The organism is Roseiflexus sp. (assembly GCF_057785375.1).
On record NZ_JBYNRX010000068.1, the window covers coordinates 13,083 to 26,815 of the forward strand.

Below are 13,733 nucleotides of genomic sequence, written 5' to 3' on the forward strand. Positions count from 1 at the left end.
CAGAGATGACTGTCACCCACGCCAGCAGCCGCGCCGTTGCTCGAATACTGACGACGCCGTCGCGTGCTGATTGTGGCGCCAACCGAACTGTCCAGGTGACAGTCATCTACGTTACCAACCGCAGCGCAACGCCCACATACTTTCGTGCATGGTCGCGTGCGCCGCGCCTGGCGTGTTCCACAGCCCGGCGCAGCGCCAGGAGCACACGATATGGGCGGAGCGCCGGTTCACGCACCTGCTCATAGGCACGCTGCGTTTCGTTGTCGTAGCCATTACCGTAGCCCACCCGCAGACTGAAACATCGTTGTCCTTCACATGCTTCAAGGAACGTCACATGTTCCCATGCCGGGCACCAGCTCAGCGCGTGTTCCCATCCCAGAATGCCGCCGAGTGTCCAGCGCCCATCGCGCTGCGTCACCAGCAACGTCTCCGGTGACAACCCGCCATTCAACAGCGCCGCCTGGCGACCGGGGGGTATGAAGGTTTCCAGCGCGCGACGCACATCAGCGGCTTCCTCGTCGCTCATCGCATTCAGCGCCACTGCTGTGGCGAGATCGTCGTCGAGCCGCGCAAGGATGTACTGCTGTTCCTCGTTCGCTGCGCATGGATCATCGCCGGTCAGCGCCCCATATTGCCCGCCTGCTACGCGATGGATGCGATAGATGACCTGGCCCAACCGCATCCCAATCTGATAGAGTGGTTCATCAGCGATCTGCGGCAACTTGCGCGCCAGCGGGTCGCCGCTCACCCCGGTAAATAGCGCCCAGCCGCCGTTCGGCGCAGCACCGGCGACATCCAGACGACGGATGTGCGGGATTGGCAGATCGATCTCGCCGCGCAACCGACTCAGCGCTGCCTCAGCATTTGCCAGCGCATCGGTGGAAGCGAAGCGCTGCACCACGCCACGTTCTCCATCGGCAAGCGCCAGCGTCCAGCGTTCGCCGCCAAGCGACACCGCTTCCCGAATGCGCACGCCAAGCGCTGCCTCGATTGGTTCCCGTTGCAGCTCCATCGCTGGCCTCATTCCGCCCGTACCCTGGTGAAGAGACGCACACAAAGCGCGAAGGTAAAAGTTCGTTATCACCTCCCGCCTCTCGCCTCGCGCCCCTCGCCTCGCGCCCCTCGCGCCTCTCGCCTCCCGCCTCTCGCCTCGCGCCCCTCGCCTCGCGCCCCTCGCGCCTCTTACCTCGCGCCTCGCGCCCCTCGCCTCTCGCCTCGCGCCCCTCGCCTCTCGCCTCTCGCCTCGCGCCTCGCGCCCCTCGCCTCTCGCCTCTCGCCCCTCGCCTCTCGCCTCGCGCCTCTCGCCTCTCGCCTCTCGCCTCTCGCCCCTCGCCCCTCGCCCCTCGCCTCGCGCCTCTCGCCCCTACGCAACCGCCCGCAACGCTGCCGCAAGCGCATCGATGTCGGCGCGTGAATTCATCTCGGTGACGCACAGCAGCATGGCATCGCCAAGGTGCGGATAATCACCGGAAAGATCGTAGCCGCCGATGATGCCCTGCTCGCGCAACGCCGCATTGATCGCGCCGACCGGTCGCGGGGTTCTGACGACGAATTCCTTGAAGAACGGTCCCCGGTCGAGCACCTGATACCCTGGCAACTGCGCAATCTGCGCCGCAGCATAGTGGGCGCGGTGGTAGCACAACTCCGCCACCTGCCGCAACCCCTGCCGTCCGACCAGGCTGAGATAGACCGCCGCCGCCAGCGCCATCAACCCCTGGTTGGTGCAGATATTGCTCGTTGCGCGTTCACGGCGAATATCTTGCTCACGGGCGCGCAGGGTCAGCACATACGCCAGACGGTTCTCGACATCGCGCGTCACGCCGACCAGACGACCGGCGATTTTGTGGACATACTGCTGACGGCAGGTAAAGATGCCCAGGTACGGACCGCCGAACGACAGACCGACTCCCAGCGGTTGTCCTTCGGCAGTGGCAATATCGGCGCCCGCCTCGCCTGGCGTTTGGAAGAGACCCAGGGCGATTGGATCGAAATGCGCGACCATCAGCGCGCCTGCTGCATGTGCTGCTGTTGTCAGTGGACGAAGATCGTGCAGCACACCGAAGAAATCGGGGCTTTGCACCACCAACGCAGCCGTCGTCTGATCCACCAGCGCCGCAACCTCTGCGAGCGACGCCTCCGGGTTCTCGTCACCGGCAATCTCGACATCAACGCCCTGCAGTAATGTGCGCATTACCGCACGGTACTGAGGATTCACGCCTGGCGCCACGACGATCTTCCGCCGCCCGCGCACGACGTTGATCGCCATAATCGCGGCTTCCGCCAGCGCCGTGCCACCGTCGTAGTGCGACGCATTCGCAACATCCATGCCGGTCAGCGCGCAGATCAGGCTCTGGTACTCGAAAATCGCCTGGAGCGTGCCCTGGCTCACCTCCGGCTGGTAGGGGGTATAAGCGGTATAGAACTCGCCGCGGCGCAGTATCTGATCGACGGCAGCCGGCACGAAGTGGTTGTATGCGCCGGCGCCGAGAAAGATCATATGGCTGCTTGCGTGCGCATTCATGCGCTCCAGCCGGCCCAACTCGCGGCGCAGTTCCGGTTCGGAGAGTGGATCGGGCAACCTCAGCGGCGGAAAGCGATGATCCGTCGGCACCGCCTCGAACAGATCCGCGAGACGCTCAACACCGATGGTCTTCAGCATCTCGGCGCGATCTGCGTCGGTGATAGGAATATAGTGTGTCATGCGTCACTCCATTGTCGGGCAGGCGCAAGACCTGCCGATACCTGTCGCCTGTTCGAAGAACCTGTGCTGTCGTCATTGCGAGGGACGCAGACGATGAAGCGATCTTCTGTTGAGCATGGAGATGCTTCGTCGGCGCTTGCAGTGACAGCGGATGACGTGGAGAGATTGCTTCACCTGCGCTCGCAATGACACCGTCCTCCCCGTTTACTCGAGTAGGCTCCTGGTCTCTGACTCTCGGTTCTCAGTGCCCGGTTCTCAGTTCTCATACGAACGTGCGGTCCGTCAGACAAGATGATCGAGCGCCCGGTTCGCAAGGCGCACCAGTCAACGCGCACCGGCAGTCCGTATCGTGGACACATGACTGCGTAGTGGCATCAGCAGCCCCGGCGGGGCTTACACTTGCGGTGAGCGCAGTCGAACCGCGTGCGGTGAGCGCAGTCGAACATCCGAGCGATTGGACGGATCTCATCGTTCCGGCGCGGGGCTTGCACGTGCGGTGAGCACTGTCGAACCGTGTGCTCAGCGAGGGCTTCAGCCCGCAGCGACCCGGCAGTGTTGTCCAAATGACCGCGCACGAGTATCGGTTCTCGGTTCTCAGTTCTCAGTTCTCAGTTCTCAGTTCTCAGTGCTTGATAGTATCCACAAACGCAGCATACGCTTCCGCACTCATGAGCGCACCGATGCCGGGAGCAACCCTGATCTTCACGATCCACCCCTCGCCATACGGGTCTTTGTTGATCAGCTCAGGGGCGCTAACCAACGCATCATTGACCGCGATGATCTCTCCGGCGACCGGCAGAAACAGGTCCGATGCCGCTTTGACCGACTCGACCGCGCCGAACACGCCGTCCGCCTCGAAGCGTGCACCGATCTGCGGCAGATCGACATAGACCACATCGCCAAGCGCATCCTGCGCATAATCGGTGATCCCAACCGTTGCTTCATCGCCTTCGATCCGGATCCACTCGTGCGTTTTGCTGTACTGCAATTCGGCAGGCGTCTTGAAAGCCATGGGTTTCCTCCTGCAGGCATATGGTGAACGTCAGACGTGCATCACTTCTTGTAGCGTGGACGGTAGAACGGCATCTTCACAGCGCGTGCACGCACCGGCCGGTCGCGCACCACGACATCGAACTCGCTCCCTTCCGCCGACAGTGCGATAGGCACATACCCCATGCCCAGGTTTTTCCCCAGCGTCGGCGATGGCATGCCGCTCGTCACCCGGCCGATGGGCGCTCCTTCCAGATCGCGGATTTCATACTCACCGCGAGCAATGCCGCGCCCCACCATCTCAAAGCCGGTGAGACGCCGCTGCACCCCTTCCTGTTTGATACGCTGTAATGCGTCACGCCCAATGAAATCGCCCTTGTCGAGTTTGACCACCCATCCAAGCCGCGCCTCGTAGGGATTGGTTTCCTCGGTAATCTCGTGACCGTAGAGCGCCAGACATGCCTCGAAACGCAGGCTGTCGCGCGCACCCAATCCACACGGCTTCAACCCGGCGCTGCGCCCGGCATCGAGCAGTGCATCCCACAATTGCGCGGTATCTTCCGCTGCCACGAAGAGTTCAAATCCATCTTCGCCGGTATAGCCGGTGCGCGCCACGATTGCCGGCATGCCCGACACGATCCCGCGCGTTACGCCGTGGAACGGCAACGCCGCAAGGTCAGCGCCCGCCACCTGCGCCAGCAGCGCCTCAGCCGCCGGACCCTGAAGCGCCAGCATACCGGTGCGCTCCGACACATCGGTGACGGTCACATCGAACCCTGCTGCGCATCCGCGCATCCAGGCGACATCTTTCGCGGTGTTGGCGGCGTTGATAACGATCAAGTAGTGATCGCCCAGGTTGTAGATGAAGAGATCATCGATGATCCCGCCGTTGGGAAGGCACATGAGCGCATAGTTCGCCTGTCCTGGCGGAATGTCGGCAACATCATACGTGACCAGGCGCTGGAGAAATGGCAGCGCGTCCGGTCCCCGCACCTCGACTTCGCCCATGTGACTGATATCGAACAGACCGGCGGCTTCACGAACTGCGCGATGTTCATCAATGATACCGCTGTACTGAACCGGCATTTCCCAGCCGCCGAACTCGACCATCCGCGCGCTGAGCGACAGGTGCCGCTCGTACAACGGCGTGCGACGCAGCCCGCCGTAATCGCTCATCAGGCGACCTCCTCGTCAAATAAAAAAGGGACAGGGCCAGACGTTGCGCCTGACCTCTGTCCACTGACCTGTGAGATGCCCCGCATGACGGGTTTCTCCGTCGGCGCCCGAATGGACGGACTCTCCAGAGGGTCGTCGGGGCGCAGTCCTTCAGCCTGAGAGATTCGCACAGGGTTCGGCTTCCCTGGCTTGCTCCTTCGGCGTCCGCTTTCGCGGCGCTCTCCCACGCCCGTCATTCGACTATATGGAACGCTTTTCTTCAGTATACCACATCTGCTGAATTCTTCTAGAAGAAATAGATGACGACCACCACCAGCATCAACGCGACCGCTGCCAGTGGCGCAGCAACCGAGGCAAACGACGGACGCTTCGACTGAGGGGAGCGCAGAGGAACGCCAAGATACGCGGCATAGGCGCGAACGGCGGGCAGCCGACGCGATCGAGGAACATACTCCCACTGCTCCTGTTCAATTGCCTGCAGGTAGTCCCAGCGCACATGGCAGACCTGTTCCGCCTGATAGAGCGACACTCCTCGCCGCAATCGCTCCTCGCACAGCGTTGCGCCAAGGCGAAGACGAGGATGCGTCACCGGCGGATTCGCCGTCGCCGCATCAGGCGTCTGCCGGGCTGCTGGCGACGGCGAAGACGGACGGCGGCTGTCGGATGCGGGCACGGCATGCGTGGCAGGATGTGGTCGCATCTGCTGCGACGATCGGCGCAGCGCCGCCTCGATACGCGCATGCAACTGTGCAATCCGGTAAGGTTTGGTAACGTAGTCATCCGCTCCTGCATTCAATCCGTTGATCACGTCGGCATCCGCATCTTTGGCGGTCAGAAGGATGATCGGCGCCTGGGAACAGGCGCGAATCTGGCGGCATATGTCCCAACCGCTCATATGCGGCATCATGACATCGAGCAGCACCAGGTCCGGTTGGACAATCGCCAGCTGCTGGAGCGCCTGAAGTCCGTCGTGCAAACAGACCGTGCGATACCCAAGGCTCCGAAGCTGTTGGCTGATCAGCGTGCTGATCGCAGGGTCGTCATCGACGACCATGATAGTGGCGCGTATGGTGTTCATCAGATGCTCTATCACTCAACAATTGCATTGCCAAAGACCAGAGTTCGATCCGTGCTCGTTCGCGCGCGGCAGGATCGCAATCGCGTTCAGTGAGGGCAGTGAGTGTCAGCAATGCATCAATTTCACCACTGACGCCAAGACCGGCAATACACGTGTTGCGCACGGTAATCGGCGCGGTTGTATCGAGCGCTACCTCAGCCAATGTTGCGCCATGCTCGTGCGGGGGCAGTCGCGCAGCAGCAGCGGCGCGAACCGCCGGATCCTCACCGGTGTCGCGCAACAGGGTTGCGAGCAGCGCCCCGGCAGATGGACTGCGCGGCAGGTATTCGAGCGCACACAGACGCAGTGGCGTCGGGCAGAGCCGATCACGCGCTAGCCGTTCCGCTTCATCATCGATCTGTCTGGCGTCTGCCAGCAAACGAAATGCACGCATTTGAAATATGATCGAACGATTACGCAAATATGGGCGCAACAGGCGCGCCGCATCTGGTTCGCCAAGTCGCAACAATGACTCGATGGCGACAAGTTTGACGGCGGCGTCGGTTTGAGGACTCAGCGCCACACGCACCAGCATCGGACTGATGGCGCCATCGCCGATCGCTGCGAGGGCTGCGACCGCTGTCTGAGCAATCTCCGAACGTTGATCGAGGCTATAACGCATTAAGACCGGTAGTGCAGCAGTGTCGCGCGTGCGACCAAGCGCCTGCATCACGCCAATGAGCAGCGGCGCTGGCGGCGAATCGGTTCGCACGAGATCGCGCAGCATGCTGCATGTTGCAGCGCTGAGCGGCGTCGGCAGACTTGCCGCTGCTAGACCGCGCAACCTGGGGTCGAGATATGGGTCATTGACCAGGCGCACCAGCGGCTCTTCGAGTGATCCATCCGCCACTCCTTCGAGCGCTGCCAGTGCACGTTCGCGGAAGATTGGCAATACTCCAGAGTCGTTCGCCAGCCGCATGAAGAACGGTGCAGATGCCGCCGCATCATGGTGCGCCAGTGTATCGATGATCAACTCGCGCCCAAGCATATCGAGGTCTGATCGCGCCCATGCCTCGCGGATCAGCGTTGGTCCGTCCACACATCGCGCCAGCCGATCAGCGACATGCCAGTGCAGTGTTGCGTCGAGATCGGAATCCAGAACGACCTGAAGCATATCCTGAAGGCTGCCGCGCAGATCGAGCGCTTCAGCCAGCGCTGCCGCAACGGTGGGAGACGCGGGATGGCGTAGCGCAGCCAGGATTGCCTCGCGCGCCCTGACGCTGTCATTCACGGTCAGGGCTTCGATTGCAGCACAGCGCACCAGATCCGCTTCGCGCCTCAGAAACTGCGCCAGCGTCGTCGGTTGCTCCGCCTCTGTCGGCGCAGTTGCCAGGGCGACCAACAGGCGCGCCATTATCGGCAGCGGAAGAAGAGAGCGTTCCAGGCAAGTTGCGACCGGCAGATCGAGCGCATCCGGCGGGACCGCGCTCTGGAGCCGGTTCAGCGCTCCCGTTCCTGCCAGCAATCCCAGCGTCGGCACCGTTTCATCGCCGCTGAGAGCGCCCAGCACCCTGATGAGCGCCAGTATCAATGACACATCGGCGCGAACGACGGTGAGCAAACGGATAAGCGCAGGACGCGCGATACGAGCCGCAGCGCGGCAGGCGGGCGTCGCCAGCGCATCGACAATGGCTGTCATCACCGGTGATGGTGTTGAAGGATCGAGGAGGAGGCGAATCAAATGAGGCGCAGCAGAAGGAAACGCCGCTGCGCGCGCGGCGGCGGCGCGCACCTCGACGTGTGCCTGCGGGTCGCGCATGAGCGCCAGAAGACGCGGCAGATTGGCGGAACGCCGCCCTAGCGCCGCCGCCGCGCGCAGTCGTCCCACGAATGGCAGCGATGGATCGAGCGCACAACGCTGCAGAACCGGCGCCACATCCCACTGCGTCTCGGCGCTCAGACGCATCACTGCCATAAGGCGCACATCCACCGGTGTATCGCTGTGGAGCGCCAGGCGAACCAGGTTGGCTATCGCTTCCCGCGCCGAAGACGACCCGATCCGCGCCAGCGCCCCTCGCCGCACCGCCTCACTCTCATCGGCGCAGACAGTGGCAATCACTGTCCACGGGGGCGACTCCTGCTGCATCAAGAGATCAACAGCAGCCAGTCGCATCTCTGGTGGGAGTGCCGGGTTCGTCAGCACCACGCGCCCGAGACGTTCGCAGCGTTTGGCGCCGGCAGCGGAAGCGGAAAACGATGCCAGCGCCGCTGCGTCAGCTCTCTGTATGCCAGCCGCGCTGCGCAGCGCATCAACGTACATCCAGCGCGCAAATGCTGCGGGAGTGGTTGGTGGATCGGGCAATGTTCCAGCATCGGAGAGACATTCCGTTAGCCAATCTGTCGCGGACCATGCCAGCGTTGCAGGTGTTGCCTCATCGAATGCCAGCCGCATCAATCGCGGCGCCGCCAGTTCTGGCGTCAGCGCGTGGAAGAGACGACGCAACATGCGGATTGGCGCGCGTTTGCGCTGCACAATCTGGTCAAGCGCCGTATCGAGCAGTGGCAGGCAATCGAGTAACGCCTGAAGGACCGGACCGGCGGCGAGATCGCCGGCGCGACCTTCCGCCAGCGCCGTGGTCGCGCGAATGATCCAGAGCGCGCCAACATCATCGATCACCTTCAAGCATGCGACGAGGGTAAGCAGATACTCCGGCGCAACAGCAGCGCGTTGCCACAAAAAACGTACCAATGCGTGCGGATTATCGGCGCGCACTGCCAGACGGATTGCCACAGTCATGCGATCTGGCGCCGGCAGATTATCGAGCATCGCAAGATGGTTCGTCGAGGCAATCTCGTGCACAAGATCGGAAAGCGCGTCTTCGCGCGACGGTGCGGGGGCTGCTGGTGGAGGGCGATGCCGTTTCAACCAGCGCAGCGGATCGATCGTTATCATAAAAGGCGTCCTGAGACTGCTGTTCTACCACTCTGGTTATACGCCGTTTTGATATGTACGATAAGCCTGCGAACATTACATTCAGTTCACGAGAAACCGTGTGCGATCCCTAACAAGAATGTCATCGATCTGGAAATCAGCCGGTTGTTACGCCATGCTATACTTAGGCAGGCAGCAGGCGACTGTTGCACACGTGTGCACACCATCGATCACGTGCCGGAGAGGTGTCTGCCATGCTAGAAGCCAACCACATCTTGCAAGGACGTTATCAGATTATCGAGCCAATTGGGCGCGGCGGCATGGGTGCAGTGTACAAGGCGATGGATCTGCGCCTGCACGCCATTGTTGCACTGAAACAGACACTGGTCTCCGGCGACGCGCTACGGCGGGCGTTCGAGCGTGAAGCGCAATTGCTCGCCGGGTTGCGCCATGCGGCGTTACCAAAAGTCAGCGACCACTTCGTCGAAAACGATGGGCAGTTTCTCGTGATGGAGTTCATTCCAGGCGATGATCTGGGTACGCTTCTGACCAAAAACGAAGGTCCCTTCCCGGTTGCTGATGTGCTGCGCTGGGCGGATACGCTCCTTGATGCGTTGGAATATCTCCATGACCATACGCCGCCTATCATCCACCGCGACATCAAGCCGCAAAATTTGAAACTCACCAATCGCGGCGAGATCATTCTGCTCGATTTCGGGCTGGCAAAGGGCGCCGCCGCTGCAATGACCCGCTCGGCGTCAACTGCCAGCATCTTCGGGTATACGCCGCACTACGCGCCGCTTGAGCAGATCAAGGGCACAGGCACCGATCCGCGCAGCGACCTCTATTCGCTTGGGGCGACGCTGTATCATCTGTTGACCGGCGCACCGCCGCCGGACGCGCTTACCCGTGCTGCCGCCGTCATCAACGACAAACCGGATCCGCTTGTTCCTGCCAATCAGCAGAATCCCGCCGTCAATCCCGCAACGGCAATTGTTCTGATGCGTGCCATGGCACAGCGACCCGACCAGCGTTATCAGTCGGCGAGCGACATGCGCGCAGCGTTGCGCGATGCGGCTCGCGGCGGCGCTGCTGCGACGGTGCTGCTCGATGAACCGCCGCCAACCGTCGTGCGCCTTGCGGATGCCACACGCCAACAGGCGGCGTATATCGATGCTGCCGCAATGCCACCAGGGTCCGCGCCGCGAGCGGTGACAAGCACCACGCAAAATCAGCCTGCTGCTGCACAAACTGCGCCTGCTGCCCGTCCCGGCTGGCTGCGGCCTCTGCTGGGCGTTGCGGTTCTGGCATTGGCGGCAATCGGTGGCTTTTTCGCCTTTGGCGGCAGTAGGTCTCAACCGCCGGCACAGGTGACCCCCGGCGGCGCTATAGCCGTCGATACAACCAACCTGCCCACAATGACGCTGCTGCCAACCGCTGCGCCGCTGGACAATGAGCAACTGTTGCAGACCGCAGTGGTGCTGCAAACAGCCGAAGCGGAACGGCGCACGGCGGAAGTCGCCACTGCGCGCGCGATTGTTAATCAGGTCGACAGCGCCAACACGCAGACGGCGATTGCGCTCCAGCCCTCGCCAACCGCGCTGCCGCCAACGGAGACGCCGGCGCCGACCGATACGCTCGCTCCAACTGATACGCCGCGCCCAACGAACACTCCTCGACCGACGAATACGCCGCGTCCAACCAGTACGCCCGATCCAAATCAGCCAACGCAGGCGCCTACACCGATTCCTTCCGGTCCCACAACCGCCCCTGCCGGTCCGACCGGCGTCGTGATCGGCATTGGCGGCAGCGGCGATCTGTTTCGCGGCGCTGCCAGACGCGGGACGATCGATCCGGCGAACAGCGAGGGCGGATCGTGCATCCAGGGGCGCGTGATCCAGGCCAATGGCGGTCTGTTCCAGAGTTTCTATGTGCAGGTGGACAATCGTGGCAGGACGATTCCGGCGAAACATTTCTACGACACCGGCAACTACCGCATCTGCGGGCTTGGCGAAGGTGAGTGGGGCATTGCCGTGTATGCGGTCCACAATAAACCCACCCTGCCGGCAGAACAGGCCGGTCATCAAGTGCGGGTTCGTCTGAGCGGGCAGCCAGGTGAGATATTCTTTGTCGATTTCACTGCCCGCCAGGACCTTGCAGTGCCGACCGACATACCGACGCCGACGCCTGAGCCGCCGACGCCAACGCCGGAATCCAGCCTGTATGACGGCATATGGCGCGGCACCAACGCTGGCGAGACAACAACGGGCAATTATCCACCAGGACGCTTCGAGATCGAGGTGCGCAACGGCGCCATCTATCGCGTGTCGGTTGATGGTCCGTCGTGTCCGTTTGAAACGTATCCGAACTTTCCGAACGGCATTCGTATCAACGGCAATACCTTTGCGTTGGGCGGCAGCGTTTTCAATCCTATTACCGGCGGCAACCCAAACCATACGATCAGCGTCAGCGGGACGTTTGTGTCGACGACGCTGGCAAATGGAGTGCTGACTGCACAACTTGATGGCGTACCCTGCGCGAATGCCACCTGGAGAGCACAGAAGTAACGGTTACTATTCACCCTCAGGAATAGCGTGGCGGGCGCGACGCTCGCGCTCCCAGCAGCGTGCGGGCGCGACGCCCGCGCTCCCAGGGCTTCCCCGGTGTGCGGACGAGACGCTCGCGCTCCAGGGGTTGCTCGTGTGCGGGCGCAACGCCTGCGTTCCTAGAGCCTGTTATGTACTTTCGAGCATAACGGTAATGAACCGCTTCAGCCACGTGGACCTTGCTGCCCTTGCGGCGTTTATGCCCGTCATAGCCGGCGCGCGCAGATCATGGACGAGCGTTGCAACGACCCCGGCCTTCAGCCAGCGCTGTGTTTGCTGATAGACGGTGTACCACGGCGGCGGAGCGTTGGGCATCATGCGCCAGGGCGCCCCCGCGCGGACGATCCAGCGTAATCCGTTAAAGACCTCGCGCAGCGAGCAGTTGCGCTGCGGGGCGTCTTCGGTTATTAAGGTCAGGGAGGGAGCGACGAAGGCCCGCTCCTCGTCGCTCACATCGCTTGGATAGGGTTTACGTGTCATACTGAAGTTATACCACGTTTATCTCTGAAGTGCATAACAGGCTCTAGCCAGAAGAGGAGGCTTCCACCGCCGCCGCCATTGCATGTCGTCGTGCGTCGAGCCAGGCGATCCAGGCGTCCAGCCCGGCGCCGGTGCGCGCCGACGTGTACAGCACCGGCACGCCAGGGTGGACCGAGACGATGTTCGTTTCGGCTGCGCGCACGTCGAACTCCACCGCCTCTGCCAGATCGACCTTGGTGACCACGACGCAATCCGCCGACACGAATGCGCCAGGATATTTCAACGGCTTATCCTCGCCCTCGGTCACCGACAGCAATACAGCGCGCGCCGCCTCACCAAGGTCGTACCCTGTCGGGCAGACGAGGTTGCCGACATTTTCGATAAACAGCACATCGAAATCGTTCAAACTCCAGTCTTCCAGGTAGCGTTCGATCAGGTGCGCTTCCAGGTGACACATATCTCCGGTCTGGATCTGGCGCACCGGCGCGCCGCTGCGCGCCAGGCGCTGCGCGTCGTTGTCGGTCGCCAGATCGCCGACGAGCGCCGCCACCCGCAGGTTGCGCTGCTGCATGAGGCGCATGGTTTCCTCGAGCAGCCGGGTCTTGCCGGCGCCAGGGCTAGAGAGCAGGTTGACCACGAAGACGCCGGCTGCAGTAAAGCGGCTCCGCAACTCAGCCGCCAGGCGGTCGTTCTTGCTGAGCACCCCCTGGCGAATCTCAAGGAGTCGTGGCGTTGCCATTGACACTTCCCTTTCCATTGCCATTCAGCGTCCTTCCGAAGCGCCGGGCGAAATCGACCAGCAACGCGGCGACCCGCTGAACATCCGGATCGTAGAGCGCACGGACGAGACCAACCGGTCCCAACCGCCGCTGCACCTGACGATCCTCATTGTAGGTTGCGACGAACGCATCGCCAGCGCGCCCGACCAGTGTGACCGTATCGGGATCGAAGACGCCAGAAGTGAGCAGGGTGCGGAACTCTTCGGAGGCGACAAACGGACCGATCTGCTCCACCAGTTCGGTGAACTGCGGCACAACGGCGATCAGGCGCGGCACATAGTCGCGGTGGCGGTGGAGCATTTCGACCAGGGTCAGCAGGCTGTCGCTGGCGCCCGGCGTACCGGCGGCAATGTCGCGCAGCAGCACATTGACGCTGTCCACGATCGTGTCGCTACGGCGAATGAGCGCATCGAGCGCCTCCATCAGGTAGGCAAGCAATTCGGCGTGCTGCAACAGGCGCTGGAGCGCGGTCATGGTCGTCGGGTTGCCGAGCAGGTTCAGGAGCGCCTCAAACTCCGGGGTCGTTGTCAGTGCTGTGAGGCGGTTGATCAACTCGATCAGACGGGGAAGATCGTGAAGCAGGCGCGTCAGTGAAGCCGTGTCGATCTCCGGCGCCGCTGGCAGCGTCTCGCGCACCTCAGCGACAGTTGATGTCACATTTTCGACGATCACCTCGCTCCGGCGCACCAGACCATCGAGCGATGCCGCCGAAAATGCCAGCAACTCGGCGTGATCGAGGAGGCGATTCAGCGCCTCGAGCGTTCGCGGCTCGTTCAGACGATCAAGCAACTGCTCGACCCCGGCGCGCTGTGCGCCATTGCGGTGATGACCATCGAGCGTGGAGGTCATGGCGCTCCCCCTTGACTTGCACTCTATGATTACAGACGCTGACGCACGCCAGCGTGGAAGGGTCGAAAGAGCAACACAGCAAACGATGTGCGATCAATGCGAAGCGTTGCTGCGGCAACTTCGATTTCGCGGAGAAAAAGTTCTAGCTCCGATCATAGTGATA

The 13,733-nt window shown here is 62.3% G+C and carries 9 protein-coding genes, 1 pseudogene and 2 riboswitches; of the genes and pseudogenes, 1 reads left to right on the forward strand and 9 read right to left on the reverse strand.

What is annotated here, in order from left to right; all coding sequences use genetic code 11:
* Positions 1-106 precede the first annotated feature (106 nt).
* The 6 genes from AC3EA7_RS11975 to AC3EA7_RS12000 form a co-directional block, all read right to left on the reverse strand.
* A complete protein-coding gene (locus tag AC3EA7_RS11975; protein WP_488614290.1) occupies positions 107-1,012 on the reverse strand; it encodes a phosphotransferase family protein in 906 nt (301 codons plus the stop codon).
* A 351-nt stretch (positions 1,013-1,363) separates the two neighbouring features.
* Entirely contained in the window at positions 1,364-2,701 is a 1,338-nt protein-coding gene (gcvPA, locus tag AC3EA7_RS11980; protein WP_488614291.1) for an aminomethyl-transferring glycine dehydrogenase subunit GcvPA, read from the reverse strand.
* 622 nt (positions 2,702-3,323) lie between these two features.
* Positions 3,324-3,713: a glycine cleavage system protein GcvH gene (gene gcvH, locus AC3EA7_RS11985; protein ID WP_488614292.1), complete on the reverse strand. Its 390-nt coding sequence runs from the start codon at positions 3,711-3,713 to the stop codon at positions 3,324-3,326.
* A gap of 41 nt (positions 3,714-3,754) precedes the next feature.
* Positions 3,755-4,867: a glycine cleavage system aminomethyltransferase GcvT gene (gene gcvT, locus AC3EA7_RS11990; protein WP_488614293.1), complete on the reverse strand. Its 1,113-nt coding sequence runs from the start codon at positions 4,865-4,867 to the stop codon at positions 3,755-3,757.
* A gap of 53 nt (positions 4,868-4,920) precedes the next feature.
* Positions 4,921-4,998: riboswitch (glycine riboswitch) on the reverse strand.
* Between the two features lie 2 nt (positions 4,999-5,000).
* Positions 5,001-5,103, reverse strand: a riboswitch (glycine riboswitch).
* A gap of 50 nt (positions 5,104-5,153) precedes the next feature.
* Complete coding sequence (locus tag AC3EA7_RS11995) at positions 5,154-5,945, reverse strand: response regulator (RefSeq protein WP_488614294.1); 792 nt, start codon at positions 5,943-5,945, stop codon at positions 5,154-5,156.
* Positions 5,908-8,877, reverse strand: coding sequence for a PBS lyase (locus AC3EA7_RS12000; RefSeq protein ID WP_488614295.1), 2,970 nt, complete (start codon positions 8,875-8,877; stop codon positions 5,908-5,910). Before AC3EA7_RS12000 ends, AC3EA7_RS11995 begins: the two co-directional genes overlap by 38 nt.
* A 233-nt stretch (positions 8,878-9,110) precedes the next feature.
* Here AC3EA7_RS12000 and AC3EA7_RS12005 point away from each other — a divergent pair, with 233 nt between their 5' ends.
* Positions 9,111-11,423 carry a serine/threonine-protein kinase gene (locus tag AC3EA7_RS12005; RefSeq protein ID WP_488614296.1) on the forward strand — a complete coding sequence of 771 codons (2,313 nt, stop codon included), beginning with the start codon at positions 9,111-9,113 and terminating at the stop codon, positions 11,421-11,423.
* Positions 11,424-11,720: 297 nt separating this feature from the next.
* On the opposite strand, the pseudogene AC3EA7_RS12010 reads toward AC3EA7_RS12005, so the two are convergent.
* The 3 genes and pseudogenes from AC3EA7_RS12010 to AC3EA7_RS12020 all read right to left on the reverse strand — a co-directional run.
* Positions 11,721-11,942, reverse strand: a pseudogene (locus tag AC3EA7_RS12010) (transposase); the annotation flags it as partial.
* A gap of 43 nt (positions 11,943-11,985) precedes the next feature.
* Positions 11,986-12,681: a hydrogenase nickel incorporation protein HypB gene (gene hypB / locus AC3EA7_RS12015; RefSeq protein ID WP_488614297.1), complete on the reverse strand. Its 696-nt coding sequence runs from the start codon at positions 12,679-12,681 to the stop codon at positions 11,986-11,988.
* The gene (locus AC3EA7_RS12020; RefSeq protein WP_488614298.1) at positions 12,659-13,570 is read right to left on the reverse strand and encodes a DUF1641 domain-containing protein; all 912 of its coding nucleotides are present in this window, start codon (positions 13,568-13,570) and stop codon (positions 12,659-12,661) included. Before AC3EA7_RS12020 ends, hypB begins: the two co-directional genes overlap by 23 nt.
* Between the last annotated feature and the right edge of the window lie 163 nt (positions 13,571-13,733).